This is a genomic window from Stenotrophomonas maltophilia group sp. RY12688, from assembly GCF_052149045.1.
GTDB classification, from domain to species: domain Bacteria; phylum Pseudomonadota; class Gammaproteobacteria; order Xanthomonadales; family Xanthomonadaceae; genus Stenotrophomonas; species Stenotrophomonas sepilia.
The window spans coordinates 1,675,811-1,695,678 of the sequence record NZ_CP197389.1 but is presented as its reverse complement, the minus strand read 5'-3'; the positions used below and the strand labels follow the sequence as shown (position 1 = coordinate 1,695,678).

Here is a 19,868-nt window from a genome sequence, read left to right as displayed (position 1 = left end):
CTAACTGACCGGATCGCTCGGGTCACCCTTTACCCCGCCCCCGACTGGCGGTATGCGGCCAGCGCAGCGTCGCGGCCCTCAGCCAGGTCCACCATCGGCGTGCGTGGATAGTCAGGCGCGTGTGCTGCCAGGAGCAGGGGATGCTGCCACGGCGCAAACCGCGCCTTCACCGGCAGTGCCGCCAGCTCGGGCACCCAGCGGCTGATGTAGCGGGCCTGCGGATCGAACTTCTCGGCCTGGGTGACCGGGTTGAACACCCGGAAGTACGGCGCGGCATCGGCGCCGGTCCCGGCCACCCATTGCCAGCCCATCGTGTTGTTGGCCAGGTCGGCATCGACGAGGGTGTCCCAGAACCAGCGCGCGCCATGCAGCCAGTGCGCGCGAAGGTGCTTGCACAGGTAGCTGGCCACGATCATCCGCACCCGGTTATGCATGTAGCCGGTGTGCCACAGCTCGCGCAGTCCGGCATCAACGATCGGCACGCCGGTGTTGCCGCGCTGCCAGTCGTGCAGTTGCGCTGCAGTCGGTGCCGCCCAGGCGAAGCGGTCGAAACGCGGATTGAGGTTGTCCGTGGGCGTCTTCGGAAAGTGATGCAACAGGTGGTAGGCGAAATCACGCCAGCCCAGTTGCCGCAGATAGCCGTCGATGTCGGCATCGGTGCCGGCACTGCGCAGTCTTTCCAGCGCATGCGCGATGCGCCACGGTGCGATCTCACCAAAATGCAGGTGCGGCGACATCCGCGAGGTGCCCACGCGGTCGGGCAGGTCTCGCTGCTCGCGGTAACCGCGCAAGGCGCCGTCCTCGAACACCGACAGCGCCTCCAGCGCACCGGCTTCACCCGGCTGCCAGTACTCCCAGAAGCCGGTATCCCAATCCAGCGTCGGTGCAAGCTGGAGATCATCAAGTGCGAGGCTGCCGACCGCGTGCGGCGTCAGTGCCTCCGGTGCGGCCTGCAGTGCCGGCAGGCGCCAATGACTGAGCACGTTGCGCCAGTACGGCGTGAACACCTTGTACGGCTGTCCCTGCTGGGTGGCGATGTCCCAGGGCTCGAACAACAGGCTGCCATTGCAGCTCTGCGCGTCGACGCCCTGCTCGCGCAGCGTGCGCTTGATGGTAGCGTCGCGAGGCTGGGTGGCCGGCTCGTACTTGCGGTTCCAGTACACCGCCTCGGCACCGGTCTGCTCGATCAGCAACTGCAGGGCCGGCAGGCTGTCACCACTGCGCAGCACCAGCGACGAGCCGCGCGCGCGCAGGTCGGCATCCAGTGCGGCCAGTGAGGGATGACGCCAGGCATCGGACGCCGCGCCGGGCGCCCATTCGCCTTCCTCGTGCGGCGCGTGGATGTACACCGGCACCACATGGTGACCGGCGTCCAGCGCGGCCTGCAGGGCCGGATTGTCCTGCAGCCGCAGATCACGGCGGAACCATACCAACGCTACCGACACATGCACCGCCTTCGTTGTGGAAGGCGCACATGATAGCCAGCGGTGGTGAAGGCGATGCGCGCAGACGCCGTCTGCTAGGCTGCACGGCCGCTGCCCGATGGACTCTGACATGGATGATCTTCACGCCTCATTCGCCCGCTTCGGGCTGCTGCATGCCCAGCACGAGAGCGACTGGCAGGGCCCGTTCCCGCTGCCCCCGGTACTGGCACGCTTCTACGCGCAGGTCGGGCCGCTGGGCGAAGTGATCAATGCCCGGGTAGGCACCGCCGGCATCACCGTTCCCGGCCTTGATGTCTGGATACCGCCGCTGCAACGCCTGTGGAGCCATCAGGCCGGCTATCGATGGCATGGCATCAGCGGCGAACGGATCAACGACTGGCCCTCGAACTGGCTGGTGATTGCCGATCGCAGCGCTGATCCGCTCATCCTCGATCTGGACGACGGCCGTGTGCTGTTCAGCCATCACGGTGCCGGCCTGCTGGATGCCGTCGAAATGACTGCCGACGTGCCGACCCTGATGGCAGCTCTGGCTGCAGCAGGCACGGTGTACCTCGACGCCGGCGATGACCTCTACAACGACGATGACGATGGCGGCATCCGCCCTGAACACCAGGACGCAGCCGTACAGGTGGTGGCCCGGGTACTGGGCGACCGCCTGCAGGCCGAATCGTTCATCGAGACGTTGCTGGACTGAATCCACGCATGGCGCGGATCTACCTTTCGAAGCGCTTCATCGCTTCGCTGATCAGCGCCCGCGCCTCGGCGGCGTTGCCCCAACCGTTGAGCTGCACCGGGTTGCGCCCGGCCGGCAGGTCCTTGTAGACCCGGAAGAACGCTTCGATGCGCTCTCTTTCGATCTCCGGCAGATCGGCCAGGTCGCGGATGTTGGCGTAGGTCGGGTCAACCTTGTCGGTCGGCACGCCGATGATCTTCTCGTCGTGCTCGCCGCCGTCGATCATCTTCAGGTAGCCGATCGGCCGGAAGCGTACGATCACGCCCGGATGCAGGGGTTCACGGGTCAGCACCAGCGCGTCCAGCGGATCGTTGTCGCCAGCCAACGTGCGCGGCATCGAACCGTAGTTGGCCGGATAGGCGACCGGCATCGACTGGAAGCGGTCCACATGCACCAGGCCGTCTTCCTTGATCTCGTACTTGGTCACGCTGCCGGCGGGAATCTCCACCGCCAGATTCACCTCCCGCGGGGCTTCCCTTGGTTGGGCCACCAGGAACGGATGCAGCACGGTATCGGCAGCGGTCACCGCTGTCGCGAGCAGGAGCAGGGCCCCGCCGATGGCAGCCATGGGGACAAGACGGCGTACGGTTTTCATCTGGATCTCCTCATTCCCAGCAGCGATCGGCGCGACCCTTGGCGGTCTGCGCACGCGGGCAGTCGCGCGGTGCGATGCGGCCTTCGGTCAGCTCCATGCGCTGTTTCCCCCCCTTGGCATCGCGGCGCAGTTCGAAGGCATCGTAGAGACGGCCGGTCACGGTGCGTGCTTCATAGCGCAGGCGCTGCGGGTCGATGTTCAACACCTGGAACAACTGGGTGTCTTCGGCCACCGGATCCATCGTCTTTCGTGCCTCGTCGGAGAGACGGTACTGCTTCGGCCCCGCCACGGTTACCACGTACTGCGGCGTTGCGGCCTGCCCCTCGCCACGGCGGCCATAGGTGTGGTCGTGGCCCTGCAGCACCAGATCGACGTTGTGGCGGCGTACCACCGGCAACAGCACCTCACGCAGCGCGGCGTTCTCGCGCCCTTCGCGCGGCGAGTAGAACGGCTGGTGCAGCAACACGATGGTCCACGGCTGCGGATTGCCGGTCAGCACCTTGTCCAGCCATTGCGCCTGTGCCTTGGCGGTGCCAAGGTCGAGTGCCGAAGTGCCATCGACCACCGCCACGCGCACGCCCTGCGCATCGAACCAGTAGCTGCTCTGCTGCGCAGCGCTGGCACCATTGCCCGGCAACGCGAACGTGACCGGCCAGTGGCGGCCCAGCACCCGGCGCTCCTGCGGGGTGTCCTCGAATTCCTCGAAGTACTCGTGATTGCCTATGGCCGGCGCCACCAGCATTTCCTGCGCCAGCCAGCCGACGGCGGCAAACCATTCGCCCCACTCGCTGTCATCCATGTTGTCGCCGCCGCTGACCAGATCGCCGGCAAACAGGCTCATGCGTGCCTGCGGTGCGGCCTTCTGCGCGGCACGCACCACGCGGCTGACATGGCTGACGTTCTTGTTCTGGGTATCGCCGAAGTACAGCAGGGTCAGCGGCTGGTCGGCGGCAGCCAGCGTGCGCAGCTGGTTCCATGCACTCCAACTGCCGTTGCCCTGCACACGGTAGACGTACTGGGTATCCGGCTGCAGGCCATCGATATCTGCACGATGGTGGTGCGACAGGCCGTTCTCGGTCTGCAGCGCGCGGGTCGTCGCACGAACCTGGCGGATGCCTTCGATGGCCGGCGAATCTGCGGCCATTGCGATCTCCAGCAGCGGCGCCTGCACGCTGCCATCGGTGCGCCAGGCCACTGCGAACCCATGGCTGGAATCGGCCACCGGCGAGGCGACGATGCGGTCCGGCACCGTCGTCGCTGCGTAGTGGCGGCTACCTGCCGGCACCTGGGTATTCGGTTCGGCCGCCGCGAACGACAGCGACGGCAGCGCCAGCAGCAGACCCAGGGCCAACGTGCGCATCACGCGCTGCCGGCTCATGCGCCACACTCCAGCGGCAACGCCAGTTGCTTGGCGATGCTCTCCCAGTCGAACGCTACCACGCCCTGGTCGTCATGCACGGCATAAAGCGCACCGTGCGGGAAGCGCGTGCTGGCTTGCTGCATCATCCAGATGCCATCGGTGTTGGCCACGGTATTGCCCTGGAACGCGCCGACCGGCTTCAGCGTGTGCCGGTCGAACAGATGGAACACGCTGCGCTGCTTGCCCTGTTCGGTGGTGATCCACCAGCCATCCTTGCCGCAGGTGCGCAGGGCCACGCCTTCGGCCTGTGCCTTGAACACGTCGCGGCCGAAGGTGGTGCCGGTGAAGCGGCCCGCGAGGGTGTAGACCTTGAACTCGCTGGCGTAGCTCTCGTCCTCTTCGGCGATCAGCAGGCGGTCGTTCTCGGGATCGCCCCAGATCGACTCGACCACGCGCAGCGCACCAGTCTCGGTGGTATCGCCGATGCTGGCCACCAGCTTCGCGTCGACCTTCTCACCATTGCGGGTCACGTGATACTGGCGCACGCGCTTGTCCAGCTCGGCCAGCGGCGGCAGGATGTCGCGCCCCTGTGCATCCTCGCCGTTGTCCCAGGAGTCGGTGACGTAGACGCTGTAGCCATCGGCACGGCGGTCGACCCACAGCCCGTAAGGCTTGCGCAGGTCGTCCGCCGCGAACGTCGCCAGCGGCGCGAAGTCCGGCAGGCGCAGTACCTGCACGCGGTGATTGTCGCGCTCCACGATCCACAGCAGGTCGTCGGTCACCGCGATGCCGTTTGGGCGGTCGAACTGCCCCGGTGCGGTGCCGCTGCTGCCGACGTCACGCAGGTGCTGGCCGGTGCTGCCGTCGTAGACCACCAGCTTGTCGGTGGCCTTGGCAGTGGCGATCAGCCACAGTACGCCGTCCGGCGCGCGCCAGGCCGCCGGCGAGTCGATGTTGTCGGCCGGGGTCATCGGTGACAGGAACGCTTCGGCGATGGTGGCTACCTTGCGCTCGCCACTGGCGGCCGGCGAGGCCGCTCCCGCAACCGGATCGTTGCCGGTGGCCGGCGTGCAGCCGGCGACCAGCGTAGCCGCCAGCGCGGCGGCCAGGACAGTGACGCCACGCCCCATCACAGCGCCACCTTCAGGCCCAGCGCATAGGTGCGGCCGTACTCTTCCAGCTGCAGGGTGCGCGAACGGGTGCCCTGGTACAGCTCCAACGGCTTGTCCAGCAGGTTCTGCGCCTCGAAGTACACGCTCACGCGCGGGGTGAACTTGTAGTCAAGCGAGAAATCGAGCTGGGTGTTGGGTGCCACGTAGATGTCGAATGCGCGCCCCTTGCCGATGCTGTCCAGGTACTCGCTGCGGTACACGGCCGCCAGGCGCGTGCTTACACCGTACTTTTCATAGCCGATGTGTGCGCTGTAGACATGCTTGGAAGCGCGCGGCAGCGTGAAGTCCTCGCCCGCACGGTCCTTGATGCCGGCATCGAACTTCGTATCCAGCCAGGTGCCACTGGCGCCGACCAGCAGGCCATCCAGGCCGTCCGGCAGGAAGGCCAGCTGCTGCTGCCAGTTGAACTCCGCACCACGCACGGTGGCCTTGCGACCATTGATCGGCTGCGTCACATCGAATCCACCGTAGGCCGGATCATTGGTGCGCACGGTTTCGACGATGTAGCCATCGATCGACTTGTGGAACAGGCCCAGCGAAACGATGCCGCTGCTGCCGATGTACTTCTCCACCGACAGGTCGATGTTCTTCGACTCGTACGGATCCAGTTCCGGGTTACCCAGGCGCACTTCCTCGTCACCACGGCTGTAACCCACGCGCGGCGAGACGTCGCCGAAGGACGGGCGCGATACGGTCTTGTTGGCCGAGGCGCGCAGCACCCAGTCATCAGCCGCGTCATAGCGCAGGTGCAGGCCCGGCAGCACGTTGGTGTAGCTGCTGTTGGCCACGCGCGGGGTGACGGTGAAGCTGCGGCCGTTGGCGGCCACGTCCACCTGGTTGCCGATCGCCTTGAAGCGGGTGTTCTCCACGCGCACGCCGCCGATGAGGCGCAGCGCGCCCACGTCCCAGGTACCCATGGCGTAGCTGGCGAAGATGTCTTCGCTGGCCACGTAATCCTCTTCCAGCGACGTCATCGCATTGCCGCCGACGTCCTGCGGGCGGGCGCTGTACTGGCTGCCATTGGCCGCCCAGAAGGCACGCATCGCCGCCGAATCCATGCCGTCGCCGAAGTTGCCGTGGCGATGTTCGGGCGAGGAGGTGGTCCAGCCCGCCAGCGCCACCTTCGGGCCGACGCGCAGTTCGCGCTCATCCACATTCACGTCGCGGTCGCGCCAGCGGCCCAGCAGACCGAACTTGATGCTGCTGCTGTCGCCGTCGAAGCGCACGTTGACCTGCGCGCTGTGCTCCTTGTCGTTCACCTGCTTGGGCGATAGCACGAAGCGGTCGAACGCGTAATTGCTGTTGTCCAGCCACTGCGGGTTGTCGAAGTTGTAGCTGGGCAGCCGGCTGCTCTGGTCCAGGCTGCCGTTGAACGCCTTGCCGTTGAGCTTGAAACGCGCCTCCATCTCGTCGTTCACGCGCTCTTCGGTACGGGTGTAGCCGATCCGGTAATCAACCACGGCGTTGGTCAACTTGTGCTCGCCGCCCAGGCTGGCCGCGAAGGTGTTTTCCTTCTTGGTGCGGTAGCGCATGCGCTTGTCGATCGAGTCCTTCGGCATGCCATCCAGGCGGTACTGGTCGGTGCCGGTCTTGACCATCTTCGCGTCGTCGAAGTTGAAGATCACGCGCTGGCGGGTCTCCGCATCGTCGAACTGGCTGTACAGCGTGCGCAGGTAGTACCTGCTGTCTTCGTCCGGCCGCCAGTCGAGGTTGAGGTTGGCGCCGATGCGCTTGCGCTCGATCTCGTACTTGCGGTGCTGCAGGTTGATCGCGGTCACGTCACCGGGGGCGGCATCGTCCTCGCCGTCGTACTCCACTTCGGTGTTGTCCGACTCGAACCGGCGCTTCTGGTAGTTCACGCCCAGCGCCACGCCGAAGGTGTCGTTGAACACTTCGCTGTAGTTGAAGGCCGCCTTCGGGCTGGTCTCGCCGGACAGCTGCTGGTGGCTGCCCTCGATCTTGCCACGCAGGCTGCGACCGTCGCGGTCGAAGGCCGAGGCCGATTCCACCAGCACGGCACCGCCGATGGCATCACCGGGCATGTCCGGGGTCGGCGACTTCACCACGCGCAGGCGTTCGGTGGAATCGGACGGGATCACGTCCAGCGGCGCGGCACGGCTGGAATCCTCCGGCGTGCCCACGGCGATGCCATCCACGCTGACGCTGTTGAGATTGGCGTCCAGGCCACGGATGACCACGAAACGGCCCTCGCCCTGGTCACGGGTCACGCTGATGCCCGGCAGGCGCTGCAGCGACTCGGCCACGTTCTTGTCCGGGTACTGGCCCAGGGCATCGGAGGACACCGCGTCTTCGATGGCGTCGCTGCCGCGCTTGAGGTCGACCGCGCGGATCTGCGATTCGAGCTGGGCGCGCACCTCGATACGGTCCAGGTCGACCGCGTCGGCCGCCACGGCGCCGGTGGCGGCTACCGCCTGCTGCCCGGCGGCCTGCAGCGGGGCGGCAGCCCCCATCGCCAGGGTCAGGGTGATGGCAACGGCCAACGGAGTCTTGATATGCACTGGGAATCCCCATTCCTGTTAAGAATGGGTCTGCACGGTATGTCCGCAAGGTTGCATGGCCGTGACATGCCTCTGCACATTTCATGTACAGCGGCCCCGGGCCCGGTTTGGGCTTCGCCCCGCCAATCCGGCAAAATGGCGGCCTCTCTCCCTATTCCCCTTCCCGACCATGAAGATCGTCGAAGTGCGCCACCCGCTGGTGCAGCACAAGATCGGCCTGATGCGCAACGCTGCGCTCAGCACCAAGGATTTCCGCGAACTGGCCAACGAGCTGGGTACGCTGCTGGCCTACGAGGCCACCGCCGACCTGGATACCGAGCCGCACACCCTGGCCGGCTGGGCCGGCCCGGTGACGGTGCAGCGCATTGCCGGCGCCAAGATCACCGTGGTGCCGATCCTGCGTGCCGGCCTGGGCATGCTCAGCGGCGTGCTGTCGCTGATTCCGGCCGCCCGTGTCAGCGTGGTCGGCCTGCAGCGCGATGAAGAAACCCTGCAGCCGGTACCCTACTTCGAGCGCCTGACCGGCCGCCTGGAAGAGCGCGACGCACTGATCCTCGACCCGATGCTGGCCACCGGCGGCACGCTGATCGCCACCATCGACATGCTCAAGCGCGCCGGCGCCCGTCGCATCAAGGGCATCTTCCTGGTGGCCGCGCCCGAAGGCATCGAAGCAGTGAAGGCCGTGCATCCGGACGTGGAAATCTACACTGCGGCCATCGATGCCCAGCTCAACGACAAGGGCTACATCCTGCCCGGACTGGGCGACGCGGGTGACCGCATCTTCGGCACCCGCGTCGGCTGATCCGGCGAACCGTGGTCGGATCCCTCTCCGCAGGAGAGGGCTCTGACCCGACAACCGTTCGCCGGCCCGCTTCGCCGCGTCACGTGAACGCCCGTGGACGCGGGTGTGGCCGACGCGTGATTCTTCACGTGGCCTTACCGGTCGGAAGCGAATGCTCCGCGCACCCGCCACCGCTTGGAGCTCCCGATGAAAGCCTCTTTCCTGCTGGCCGCTGTCCTGCTGGTCGGCCTGCCCCTGACTGCCAATGCCACCACCCCGCAGCAGCAGCGCATGGCCGAATGCTCGGCCAAGAACAAGGGCTTGAAGGGGGATGCCTACAAGACCGCGCAGAGCTCCTGCCTCAGCGGTCATGCCGCCGAAACCAAGCTGGTCAATACGCAGCAGGAACGCATGCGCAAATGCAACGCTGACGCAGGCGCGAAGAAGCTGGCCGGCGATGCGCGCAAGACCTTCATGAGCAGCTGCCTGAAGGCGTCGTAACGACGAGTGATGTGGAGCCGAGCCCACGCTCGGCTCTGCCATTAACCCAGGGCGCGCGCCTTCAGCTCGCCCTGTTCGTGCAGGGTCACGAAACGTCCCTTGTCATCACGGCCCAGCTGCGCCAGCGCCACCTGCGGGTCGTGGGTGAAGAACAGCCGCACGTTGCGCGCCAGCTTGTCTTCAAGGAACTGCCGTTTCTCGTCGATCAGCAATTCGGCATTGCGGTCATAGCCCATGGTGATCGGCACGTGCACCCATGAACGACCTGGGATGAGGTCGGCACAGAACACCACGCCACCATGCGCATCTTCACCGGCATGCGCGTGGCCAACGATCTCGGCCAGCATCAGCCCCGGCGTATGCCCATCGCTGTAGCTGAAGCGCACGCTGCGGCCGAGCGCATTCGAGTACTCCCCCTCCACTACTTCCAGGCGGCCACTGGCCTGCAGCAGGCCGGGCAGCTCAGGAATGAAACTGGCCCGATCGCGCGGGTGTGGCCGCACGGCGCGCTGCCAATGCTGCGCACCAACCACATAGGTTGCGTTGGGGAACAGCAGTTCGGGCTCACGCCCTTCGCTCCATGCGGCAAGCAGGCCACCGGCATGATCGAAGTGCAGGTGGCTGAGCACCACCACGTCGATGTCCTCGTGCTCGAAACCCGCTTCGCGCAGTGAATCGATCAGCACGTGCTGGCTTTCCTGCACGCCATAACGCTCGCGCATGCGCGGGTCGAAGAACGCACCGATACCGGTTTCAAACAGTACTGTCTTGCCTTCCAGCGGACTGGCAAGCAGCGCACGGCAGGCCAGCTCGATGCGATTGAGCTCGTCCGGAGCCGCCCATTTTTCCCACAACGCACGCGGCGCGTTGCCGAACATCGCGCCGCCGTCCAGGCGCTGCGAGTTTCCACGAATAGACCAGAGTTTCATGCGTCGATTATCGGCGCCGGACTGTTAAATAATCGCTAGAAAGGAAACAGGAAACCCCGCCGGTTGGCGGGGTCCTGGTGATCTGCCAGATTGCCGGCCAGTGGCCGGCACCGCCACATCAGTGGGCCGGCACGACCTGGGCACTGCCCACCGGATTGCGCGGGTCGCTGCCGCCGAACAGCTTGTTCGCCTTGCGGTCCCATTCCACGGTCTGCAGGTTGCCCCACACGTGGCTGGAACCGCGACCGCCGGCGGCGACATTGCCCGGCAGGTCGATCCTGTGGCCCATCGCCTGCAGCTGCTTCACCGTCGCCGCGTCGAACGCATCGTCCTCGGCTTCGATCAGATCCGGCAGCCACTGGTGGTGGTAGCGCGGCAGCGCGGCAACCTGCTGCGCGTCCAGGCCGGCGTCGTAGCCGAGGATGCCCAGCAGCACCATGGTGATGATGCGGCTGCCACCCGGCGTGCCCAGCACGATCACCTTGTCGCTGTTTTCCATGAAGGTCGGCGTCATCGAGCTGAGCATGCGCTTGCCCGGCTTCGGCGCATTGGCCTCGTAGCCCATCACGCCGAAGGCATTGGGCGTACCCGGCTTCAGCGCGAAATCGTCCATCTCGTTGTTCAGCAGCACGCCGGTGCCCTTGGGAATGAGCCCCGAGCCGTACAGCAGGTTGACGGTCTGGGTGGCGCCGACGCGGTTGCCGTCGCGGTCGATGATCGAGAAGTGCGTGGTCTCGTCGTCTTCCAGCGGCGTCGGATTGCCCGACAGCAGGTCGCTGGGCGTGGCCTTCTCCGGATGGATGGTCGCGCGCAGGCCCTGTGCGTAGTCCTTGCTGGTCAGCACCTTCTGCGGGATCTGCACGAAGTCCGGATCGCCGAGGAAGAACGTACGGTCGCGGTAGGCACGGCGCATCGACTCCACCACCAGGTGGGTGCGGTGCGCCGGGTCCATCTTCCTGATGTCCCAGCCTTCCAGGATCTGCAGCATGCTGGCCAGCGCGATGCCACCCGACGACGGCGGCGGCGCGGTGGTGATCTTCCAGCCGTTGTAGTTGAACACGATCGGCTCGCGCTGCTTCACGCGGTAGCCGGCCAGCTCTTCAGCGGTCCACTTGCCGCCGGCCTGCTTGACGCCGGCCAGCAGCAGCTTTCCGGTCTGCCCCTTGTAGAAGCCATCGAAGCCACCTGCGGCCAGGCGCTCCAGCGTCTGCGCCAGCTCCGGCTGCCTGAACAGGTCACCGCTGGCGATCGGCTTGCCGTTGCGCAGATAGACTTCACGCGTGCCGGGATAGCGCTCCATCACTTCACGGCGCGACGCATAGCCCTTGGCCATGCGGTCGTACACCGGGAAGCCTTCGCGCGCGATGCGGATCGCCGGCTGCAGCGATGCAGACAGCGGCAGCTTGCCGTGCTTGGCCGACAGTTCGACCAGCGCCGCAGGCAGGCCGGGAATACCCGCCGACCACGCACCGTTGACCGAGCGGTCGCGGTCCAGGTTGCCCTGCTTGTCGAGGAAGGCCTGCGGCGTGGCCGCCGCCGGTGCGGTCTCGCGTGCATCCAGCATCACGTCCTTGCCGGTGGCCGCGTCGTGCAGAAGGAAGAAGCCGCCGCCGCCGAGTCCGGAACTGATCGGCTCGACCACCGCCAGCGTGGACGAGACCGCCACCGCAGCGTCGAAGGCGTTGCCGCCCTGCGCCAGGATATCGATACCGGCCTGGGTGGCCAGCGCGTGGCCGCTGGCAATGGCTGCGCCGTCGGGGCGCTCGGCACCGGCCGGGCTGTCGGCCCAGGCCATCGGGCTCAGCAGCAGGCCGAGCAGCAACAGGGGGCGGACGATCAGCGTCTTCATTCGGATGGGGGCTCCGCATAGAGTTCGGGGTGATCGTGCTGCAGCTGGCGCAGCTTGGCCAGCAGCTGGTCTTCCGTTTCCACGATCTCCGGATCCGGGTCGATGCACTCGACCGGGCAGACGACCACGCACTGTGGCTCGTCGAAATGACCCACGCATTCGGTGCAGCGCGCAGGGTCGATCACGTAGATGGTTTCACCCATCGCAATGGCCTGGTTCGGGCAGGCCGGCTCGCAGACGTCGCAGTTGACGCAGAGCTCGTTGATTTTCAGCGACATGGCGATACTCCTCGCCCGCGCCTTGGGACAAAGGACCGGCCAGCGCGGGCGCGCGGGCCGGTCAGGTCATCAGCGGCGCCCTGGCAGGACGCCGCCCGGGCCATGCCGGAGCATGGCCGCCATGGCTCGGTATTACTTGGCTTCGACGAAAATGTACTCGGCACCGGTCGGCTGGATCGCAGCCTGCACGCGGGCGTTGTCGGCCGACTGGCCGATGAAGACGACGCGCACGCCCTTCATCGAATCCGGCGACACGTCCTTGAACACGGCCTGGATCATGTCAGCCATCTTGCCCGAGGCCGACGAACCAAAGGCCAGCATGTTGCCCGGCTGCACGCCACGGGCCACGGCCTGGGTCGCGCTCTCGGTCTGGCGCTCGTACTTGGCCTGGAAGTCCGGGTCCGATTCCGGGGAGAGGTAATACAGGAACGGGCTGTTGGTGATGTTGCCCATGTTCTGGATCGCCACTTCCTGCAGGTACTTCTTCCAGCCGGCATCGTCGTCCTTGGACGGAGCGACCAGGGCCTGCTTGGCCTCGTCGACCGGAGCGGCCTCTTCCTTCTTGCAGGCGGTGAAGGCCAGGGCCAACGAAGCGATCAGCATCGCGCGCATGGTGGTGTTCATGGATTTCCTCCCGGAATGGTGCGTGGTGTTGTACGTAATGGGGTGCAGGTACGGCGGGCTTACGACTGTGCCGCCTTCGCTTCGCGGACCTTGCGCAGGGCTTCGAGCACCGCGGCCGGCACGAAACCGGACACGTCGCCGCCCAGGCGCGCGATCTCGCGGACCAGCGAGGACGAAATGAAGCTGTGCTGCTCGGCCGGGGTCAGGAACAGGGTCTCGACCTCGGGGATCAGGTGGCGGTTCATGCTGGCCATCTGGAACTCGTACTCGAAGTCGGACACCGCGCGCAGGCCGCGCAGCAGCACCCCGCCCTGGACCGAACGTACGAAATGGGCCAGCAGGGTATCGAAGCCGATGACTTCGACATTGCCATGGTGGGCCAGGGCGCCACGCGCCAGCTGCACGCGCTGTTCCAGCGGCAGCGCCGGGCCCTTCGACGGGCTCTGCGCCACGCCGACCACGACCTTTTCGAACAGCGGCGCGGCCCGGCTCACAAGGTCGATGTGACCGTTGGTGATCGGGTCGAACGTGCCGGGATAGACGGCAATGCGGCGGTTGGCCACGGTCATGGGCGGTAGCAGATGTTCAGATGAGGTCAAAGTGTAGCAGTGGCACGGCGGTACAGGGCAAAGCGCACCTCACGGGTGCCGCCCTCGCGGTGCAGCAGCCAGCCCTGCGGCAGCACCGGCACGTGGCCGGCCGGCGATTCCAGGTACAGCCAGGCATCGGCTGCCAGGTGCCGCGGCAGCTGGGCCAGCACGTCCTGCCACAGGCCATCGGCGAATGGCGGGTCGATGAACACCAGATCGGCCTGCTGCGCCTGCGCACCCTGCAGCCAGCGCAGGGCATCTGCCTGCACGACGCTGATCTGGTCGCCGGCCTGCAGCTTGGCCACGGCGGCGGTCAGGTTGCGTCCCAGCTGCGCATCGCGCTCGACCAGGGTGGCGTGGGCGGCACCGCGCGAGACGGCTTCCAGCCCCAATGCGCCGCTGCCTGCGAACAGGTCCAGGACGCGGGCCCCGCCCAGCTTGGGCATCAGCCAGTTGAACAGGGTCTCGCGCACACGGTCGCTGCTGGGCCGAAGCCCCGGCAGGATCGGCACCGGCAAGCGGGTATTGCGCCAGCGACCGCCGATGATGCGGACCTGGCCGTCGTTGCCCCCACGGCCGCTCATTGGCGCCCCCGGCGGGAGGTATTCAAGAATTTCAGCATGAGTGGGATTGTAGTTCGGCCGGCCCGCGGCCGGGGACGCGCCAACGCATGCGCGCTGTCGCTCCCACGCTTCGCTGCGCGAAACGCGGGCCCCACTTACCAGCTTCCATACCCCCGCCGCTTCGCGGCCGCCCCCTGACTCAGGGGGCTCTACCCCAGACGCGATCCGATGCTCGACATACAGGCGGGGTCAGATCCGTTTTCCTGCGGAAAACGGATCTGACCTTGGTTTGGATTTCGATATCTGAGAGATTCCATCCACGCATGGCGTGGATCTACTGGCCGCCGGCCAACTATCGAAGGCGGGGCGGTGTCGGATTGCGCGGCGTCCGCGGCATGGATGCCGCGGCCAAGCCCCCAAGGACGGGTTCACGGCGTCCCCGCAATCCGACACCGCCCCGCCATCCCACGGATAGCCCGCTGTTGCTTCGGCTGTTGCTCTGGCCTCTGCGGGTGCCGGGCGCAGCCCGGCCGAACAACCCCTTGATTTCGGGACAATCACCCCTACCCCTTGGCAAGGCCGCACGCGCTGGCGCGGCATTGCACATGGAGCCCTATCGATGACCGAGACCACCCAGACCGAAACCCTTGGCTTCCAGACCGAAGTCAAGCAACTGCTGCAGCTGATGATCCACTCGCTGTACTCCAACAAGGAAATCTTCCTGCGCGAGCTGGTCTCCAACGCTGCCGACGCCGCCGACAAGCTACGCTTCGAGGCCCTGACCCAGCCGGCGCTGCTGGAAGGCGACAGCGAGCTGCGCGTGCGCGTCAGCTTCGACGCCGCCGCCCACACCATCACCATCGAAGACAACGGCATTGGCATGAGCCGCGCCGAAGCCATCGCCCACCTCGGCACCATCGCCAAGTCCGGCACCGGCGACTTCCTGCGGCAGCTGTCCGGCGACCAGAAGAAGGATTCGCAGCTGATCGGCCAGTTCGGCGTCGGCTTCTACAGCGCTTTCATCGTCGCCGACGAAGTGGAAGTGACCTCGCGCCGCGCTGGCCTGGCTGCGGCCGAAGGCGTGCGCTGGACCTCGCGTGGCGAAGGCGATTTCGAAGTGGCCACCGTCGACAAGGCAGAGCGCGGTACCCGCATCGTGCTGCACCTGAAGGACGGCGAGCACGACTTCGCCGATGGCTGGCGCCTGCGCAGCATCCTCAAGAAGTACTCGGACCACATCGGTCTGCCGATCCAGATGCCGAAGGAAGGTGGCGAAGAAGGCGCCACCGTCGAGTGGGAGACCGTCAACCGCGCCAGCGCGCTGTGGACCCGCCCGCGCACCGAGATCAGCGACGCCGAGTACACCGAGTTCTACAAGCACGTAGCGCACGACCATAGCGACCCGCTGGCGTGGAGCCACAACAAGGTCGAGGGCAAGCTGGAGTACACCTCGCTGCTGTACGTGCCCGGCCGCGCGCCGTTCGACCTGTACCACCGCGATGCGCCCAAGGGCCTGAAACTGTACGTGCAGCGCGTGTTCGTGATGGACCAGGCCGAGCAGTTCCTGCCGCTGTACCTGCGCTTCATCAAGGGCGTGGTCGATTCCAACGACCTGTCGCTGAACGTCTCGCGCGAGATCCTGCAGTCCGGCCCGGTCATCGATTCGATGAAATCGGCGCTGACCAAGCGTTCGCTGGACATGCTGGAGAAGCTGGCCACCGACAAGCCCGAGCAGTACGCCACGTTCTGGAAGGAGTTCGGCCAGGTGCTGAAGGAAGGCCCGGCCGAGGACTACAACAACCGCGAGAAGGTGGCCGGCCTGCTGCGCTTCGCCTCCACCCGTGGCGACGGCGATGCGCAGAGCGTGTCGCTGGCCGATTACATCGGCCGCATGACCGAAGGCCAGGACAAGATCTACTACCTCACCGGCGAGAGCTACAGCCAGGTGCGCAACAGTCCGCACCTGGAAGTGTTCCGCAAGAAGGGCGTGGAAGTGCTGCTGCTGACCGACCGCATCGACGAGTGGCTGATGGGCTACCTGACCGATTTCGACGGCAAGGGCTTCGTCGACATCGCCCGTGGCGATCTCGACCTGGGCGCACTGGAAACCGATGCGGACAAGCAGGCACAGGAAGCGGCAGCAAAGGACAAGCAGGGCCTGGTCGAGCGGCTCAAGACGGTCCTGGGTGACGAAGTGGCCGAGGTGCGCGTGTCGCACCGCCTGACCGATTCGCCGGCGGTGCTGGCCATCGGCGAGCAGGACCTGGGCCTGCAGATGCGCCAGATCCTGGAAGCCAGCGGGCAGAAGGTGCCGGACAGCAAGCCGGTGCTGGAGATCAACCCGGGCCATCCGCTGATCGCCAAGCTCGACGCCGAAGCCGATGGCGCGCGCTTCGACGACCTCGGCCGGGTGCTGTTCGACCAGGCCGCGCTGGCCGCCGGTGACAGCCTGAAGGATCCGGGTGCCTATGTGGCGCGCCTGAACAAGCTGCTGCTGGAGCTGTCGGCCTGATCGAGGCGGTGGTCGCCGGGCATGGCCCAGCGGTGCCTTGGTAGAGGCCAACCTTGGTTGGCGCCCCAAAAGCGTGCCAACCAAGGTTGGCACCTGCCAGGGGGGGTAAGCATGCCAACCAGGGTTGGCACCCACCAGGGGCGGCGGTTCGCGCCTGCCGAGGGGGCTCAGGCTTCCCGATCCAGCAGCGAACCCAGCAACGGGTCCTGGCGGCGGATCACCGAGGCATTGGCGGCGAAGGCCACCACCTCGGCTTTCGCCGCCAGCAGATCTCCCAGCGGTGCACCGACATCAGCGCCGGCGGCAGTCACCGAGGCCTGCACCCCACCCTGTCCAGTGGCACCGCGCTGCAACTGCAGGCGCTGCGCATCGGGGGTGGCCAGATTGGCCACGTTGTGCGCTGCCACCTGCACGCCCTGCTGGGCCGCACGCATCCCGCCGAGGGCGATTCCCATCACGTTGTTCATGGCGGTCTCCGGGCCGCTCCGCGCAACCCTCCGGACCGGTTAACGGCCGGCCGGCCGCGACCTTGAGTCCACATCGGCCCGACAGGCCTGAGTGGTAGCATATCCCTCTGATTTCAGCGCCTTTTGCCAATGCTCAGTTTTTTCCGCCGCAAGAAGCCCCAGGATGCCCCCACCACGGAGGCGTCCAAGACCCAGCACTACTCGGCTGAAGAGCTGGCGGCGGCGTTCCCGTCGGCCGCCCCGGCCGAAGACGCACCCACCGCCGCGGTGGTCGAAGCCAATGCACCCGCACCTGCACCGGAATCGGCCCCGGTCGCCGAAGTGCCTGCCGTGCCAGCTGCGCAGCCGGCCACCGCGCCCGAGGACGTCCAGGCTGAAGCGCTCGCTGCGGCCGCTGTGCTGGCTCCTCTGGCTCCGGTCATTCCGGTCGAGGAACCCACCGCCCCGGCCACCGACCTGCCTGCGCTGGTGGATGCCCCTCCGGCGCCCGCCGGCAAGCCCGGCTGGCGCGAGCGCCTGCGCAACAGCGTCATCGCGCGCAGCTTCGGCGGCCTGTTCTCGCGCAACCCCAAGCTCGACGACGATCTGCTGGACGAGCTGGAAACCGCCCTGATCACCGCCGACGTCGGCGTGGGCGCCACCACCGATCTGGTCGAGGGCCTGCGCAAGCGCATGAAGTCGCGCGAGTTCGCCGACGCCAATGCGCTGCTGGCCGCGCTGCGCGCAGAACTGATCGCGATCCTGCAGCCGGTGGCCAAGCCGCTGGTGATCGACCGCAATGCCAAGCCCTTCGTAGTGCTCACCGTCGGCGTCAACGGCGTCGGCAAGACCACCACCATCGGCAAGCTGGCCAAGCGCTTCAAGGATGACGGCCACAGCCTGATGCTGGCTGCCGGCGATACCTTCCGCGCCGCCGCCGTGGCCCAGCTGCAGGCCTGGGGCGAGCGCAACGGCGTGGCCGTGGTTGCGCAGGGGCAGAACGCCGATGCCGCTTCGGTGGCATTCGACGCGCTGCAGGCCGGCAAGGCCCGCGGCACCTCGGTGCTGATCGCCGATACCGCCGGCCGCCTGCACACCCAGTCCGGGCTGATGAACGAGCTGGGCAAGATCCGCCGCGTGCTCGGCAAGATCGACCCCACCGCCCCGCACGAAGTGCTGATGGTGATCGACGGCACCACCGGCCAGAACGCGCTGTCGCAGCTGCGCCAGTTCAATGCCGCAGTGAACGTGACCGGCCTGGTGGTGACCAAGCTGGACGGCACCGCCAAGGGCGGCGTGGTGTTCGCACTGGCCCGCGAGTTCGGCATTCCGATCCGCTTCGCCGGCATTGGCGAGCGCCCGGAAGACCTGCGTGTATTCGACCCGGAAGCCTTCGTCGACGCCCTGCTGCCCGAAGCATTGGGCGCCTGATACACCGTGCAGCCACGCATGGCGTGGCTCTACTGCGATCTGGTAGAGCCACCCCATGGGTGGCTGCCTCCTTCCGGAACACTCATGCCCCGCCAGCCGCACGCCAGCGCCGACACTGCCAAGGAAGACGACTTCGTCGCCCGCCTGCTGCACTGGTTCGACGACCACGGTCGCCATGACCTGCCCTGGCAGCACCCGCGCAGCCCCTATCGGGTCTGGTTGTCGGAGATCATGCTGCAGCAGACCCAGGTGGCCACGGTCATCCCGTACTTCCATCGGTTCCTGCAGCACTTCCCAACCCTGCCCGAGCTCGCCGCCGCCAGCAATGACGCGGTGATGGCGCAGTGGGCCGGGCTCGGCTACTACGCCCGCGCACGCAACCTGCACGCCGCCGCAAAGCGCTGCGTGGAACTGCACGACGGCGACCTGCCGCGCGATTTCGATGCATTGCATGCCCTGCCCGGCATCGGCCGCAGCACCGCCGGTGCGATCCTCAGCCAGACATGGAACGATCGGTTCGCGATTCTCGACGGCAACGTCAAGCGCGTGCTCAGCCGCTACCACGGCATCGACGACTTTCCCGGCCTGCCGGCCATCGAGAAACAACTGTGGGCGATTGCCCAGGCGCACGTCGCGCAGGTGCCGGCCGGGCGCATGGCCGATTACACCCAGGCGCAGATGGATCTGGGCGCGACGGTATGCAGCCGGGCCAAGCCGGCCTGCGTGATCTGCCCGCTGCAGGACGCGTGCGTGGCGCGGCGCGAAGGCCGCACCGCTGAACTGCCCACGCCCAAGCCCAGCAAGACCCTGCCCGAACGCGAAGCGGTCGCCCTGCTGCTGCGCGACGCCCAGCAACGCGTGCTGCTGCAGAAGCGGCCGGACACCGGCATCTGGGCGCAGCTGTGGACGCTGCCGCAGGCCGAGGCCGGCAGCGACCTGCAGGACTGGTTCGACGCACATGTCGACGGCTCGCTGGAAGATGCAGAGGAACTGCCGGTGCTGCAGCACACCTTCAGCCACTACAGGCTGCACCTGCAGGTATTGTCACGGAAGGTGCGCGGCCTGCGTGTGGAAGAACCCACGCTGCGCTGGGTCGCCAACGACGAGCTACCCGCATTGGGCCTGCCGGCACCGATCCGCAAATTGCTCGACGGCGCCACGATCAAGACGCCGAAACGAAATTCCAGCAAACCCCGTAACCACGAGTGAATGCCATGCCCCGAACCGTCTTCTGCCAGTACGAACAACGCGATGCCGAGGGTCTGGACTTCGTGCCCTACCCCGGCGAGCTGGGCCAGCGCATCTTCAACAACATCGGCAAGCAGGCCTGGGCCGCGTGGCTGGCCCACCAGACCATGCTGATCAACGAGAACCGGCTGTCGCCGCGCACGCCGGAACATCGTGCGTTCCTTGAAGGCGAACTGGTCAAGTTCCTGTTCGAGAAGGACGCGGAAAAGCCGGCCGGCTTCACCCCGGAAACCTGACAACCCAAAAGGGGACGGCGGGGATTAAGTCGTTTGTGGCACAAACGACTTAATCC

19 protein-coding genes are annotated in these 19,868 nt (G+C 66.7%); 7 read left to right on the top strand and 12 right to left on the bottom strand.

What is annotated here, in order from left to right; genetic code table 11:
* Positions 1-29 precede the first annotated feature (29 nt).
* Entirely contained in the window at positions 30-1,445 is a 1,416-nt protein-coding gene (locus ACS0OT_RS08060; RefSeq protein WP_442256188.1) for a cryptochrome/photolyase family protein, read from the bottom strand.
* Between the two features lie 109 nt (positions 1,446-1,554).
* Here ACS0OT_RS08060 and ACS0OT_RS08055 point away from each other — a divergent pair, with 109 nt between their 5' ends.
* Positions 1,555-2,139, top strand: coding sequence for a hypothetical protein (locus ACS0OT_RS08055; protein WP_065179490.1), 585 nt, complete (start codon positions 1,555-1,557; stop codon positions 2,137-2,139).
* A 19-nt stretch (positions 2,140-2,158) separates the two neighbouring features.
* Here ACS0OT_RS08055 and ACS0OT_RS08050 read toward each other — a convergent pair whose 3' ends face one another.
* From ACS0OT_RS08050 to ACS0OT_RS08035, 4 genes are read right to left on the bottom strand one after another with little or no spacing between them, the layout of a single operon-like run.
* Complete coding sequence (locus ACS0OT_RS08050) at positions 2,159-2,773, bottom strand: inorganic diphosphatase (RefSeq protein WP_065179491.1); 615 nt, start codon at positions 2,771-2,773, stop codon at positions 2,159-2,161.
* A gap of 10 nt (positions 2,774-2,783) precedes the next feature.
* Positions 2,784-4,133 (bottom strand): purple acid phosphatase family protein, encoded by a 1,350-nt coding sequence (locus ACS0OT_RS08045; protein ID WP_231109038.1) that lies wholly within the window; start codon positions 4,131-4,133, stop codon positions 2,784-2,786.
* A 14-nt stretch (positions 4,134-4,147) separates the two neighbouring features.
* Positions 4,148-5,263 (bottom strand): phytase, encoded by a 1,116-nt coding sequence (locus ACS0OT_RS08040; protein ID WP_053499166.1) that lies wholly within the window; start codon positions 5,261-5,263, stop codon positions 4,148-4,150.
* Positions 5,263-7,776, bottom strand: coding sequence for a TonB-dependent receptor (locus ACS0OT_RS08035; protein WP_216654979.1), 2,514 nt, complete (start codon positions 7,774-7,776; stop codon positions 5,263-5,265). Before ACS0OT_RS08035 ends, ACS0OT_RS08040 begins: the two co-directional genes overlap by 1 nt.
* 217 nt (positions 7,777-7,993) lie before the next feature.
* Between ACS0OT_RS08035 and upp the strand changes: the two genes are divergently transcribed.
* On the top strand, positions 7,994-8,626 hold the full coding sequence (upp, locus tag ACS0OT_RS08030; protein ID WP_005416149.1) for a uracil phosphoribosyltransferase: 633 nt from the start codon (positions 7,994-7,996) through the stop codon (positions 8,624-8,626).
* Between the two features lie 186 nt (positions 8,627-8,812).
* The gene (locus ACS0OT_RS08025) at positions 8,813-9,106 is read left to right on the top strand and encodes a PsiF family protein (protein WP_164093349.1); all 294 of its coding nucleotides are present in this window, start codon (positions 8,813-8,815) and stop codon (positions 9,104-9,106) included.
* A gap of 41 nt (positions 9,107-9,147) precedes the next feature.
* Here the strand turns inward: ACS0OT_RS08025 and ACS0OT_RS08020 are convergent, their stop codons facing one another.
* The 6 genes from ACS0OT_RS08020 to rsmD form a co-directional block, all read right to left on the bottom strand.
* On the bottom strand, positions 9,148-10,035 hold the full coding sequence (locus ACS0OT_RS08020; protein ID WP_164093348.1) for an MBL fold metallo-hydrolase: 888 nt from the start codon (positions 10,033-10,035) through the stop codon (positions 9,148-9,150).
* Between the two features lie 118 nt (positions 10,036-10,153).
* Positions 10,154-11,884 (bottom strand): gamma-glutamyltransferase, encoded by a 1,731-nt coding sequence (ggt, locus tag ACS0OT_RS08015; RefSeq protein ID WP_262219659.1) that lies wholly within the window; start codon positions 11,882-11,884, stop codon positions 10,154-10,156.
* A complete protein-coding gene (locus ACS0OT_RS08010; RefSeq protein WP_004153175.1) occupies positions 11,881-12,162 on the bottom strand; it encodes a YfhL family 4Fe-4S dicluster ferredoxin in 282 nt (93 codons plus the stop codon). The genes ggt and ACS0OT_RS08010 overlap by 4 nt, the downstream gene beginning before the upstream one ends.
* A 132-nt stretch (positions 12,163-12,294) precedes the next feature.
* Positions 12,295-12,786, bottom strand: coding sequence for a hypothetical protein (locus ACS0OT_RS08005; protein ID WP_004153167.1), 492 nt, complete (start codon positions 12,784-12,786; stop codon positions 12,295-12,297).
* 59 nt (positions 12,787-12,845) lie between these two features.
* Complete coding sequence (gene coaD, locus ACS0OT_RS08000; protein ID WP_005416145.1) at positions 12,846-13,355, bottom strand: pantetheine-phosphate adenylyltransferase; 510 nt, start codon at positions 13,353-13,355, stop codon at positions 12,846-12,848.
* A gap of 26 nt (positions 13,356-13,381) precedes the next feature.
* Positions 13,382-13,960, bottom strand: coding sequence for a 16S rRNA (guanine(966)-N(2))-methyltransferase RsmD (gene rsmD / locus ACS0OT_RS07995; RefSeq protein ID WP_164093346.1), 579 nt, complete (start codon positions 13,958-13,960; stop codon positions 13,382-13,384).
* 598 nt (positions 13,961-14,558) lie between these two features.
* On the opposite strand from rsmD, the gene htpG reads away from it, so the two are divergent.
* Positions 14,559-16,451 (top strand): molecular chaperone HtpG, encoded by a 1,893-nt coding sequence (htpG, locus tag ACS0OT_RS07990; protein WP_065179421.1) that lies wholly within the window; start codon positions 14,559-14,561, stop codon positions 16,449-16,451.
* Positions 16,452-16,618: 167 nt separating this feature from the next.
* Here the strand turns inward: htpG and ACS0OT_RS07985 are convergent, their stop codons facing one another.
* Positions 16,619-16,918, bottom strand: a complete 300-nt coding sequence (locus ACS0OT_RS07985; protein WP_065185205.1) for a hypothetical protein — start codon at positions 16,916-16,918, stop codon at positions 16,619-16,621.
* Positions 16,919-17,047: 129 nt separating this feature from the next.
* Here ACS0OT_RS07985 and ftsY point away from each other — a divergent pair, with 129 nt between their 5' ends.
* The 3 genes from ftsY (at position 17,048) to ACS0OT_RS07970 (ending at position 19,812) form a co-directional block, all read left to right on the top strand.
* Positions 17,048-18,328, top strand: coding sequence for a signal recognition particle-docking protein FtsY (ftsY, locus tag ACS0OT_RS07980; protein WP_005416141.1), 1,281 nt, complete (start codon positions 17,048-17,050; stop codon positions 18,326-18,328).
* A gap of 84 nt (positions 18,329-18,412) precedes the next feature.
* On the top strand, positions 18,413-19,537 hold the full coding sequence (gene mutY, locus ACS0OT_RS07975) for an A/G-specific adenine glycosylase (protein WP_329953739.1): 1,125 nt from the start codon (positions 18,413-18,415) through the stop codon (positions 19,535-19,537).
* 5 nt (positions 19,538-19,542) lie between these two features.
* Positions 19,543-19,812: an oxidative damage protection protein gene (locus tag ACS0OT_RS07970; protein ID WP_005416139.1), complete on the top strand. Its 270-nt coding sequence runs from the start codon at positions 19,543-19,545 to the stop codon at positions 19,810-19,812.
* Positions 19,813-19,868 lie beyond the last annotated feature (56 nt).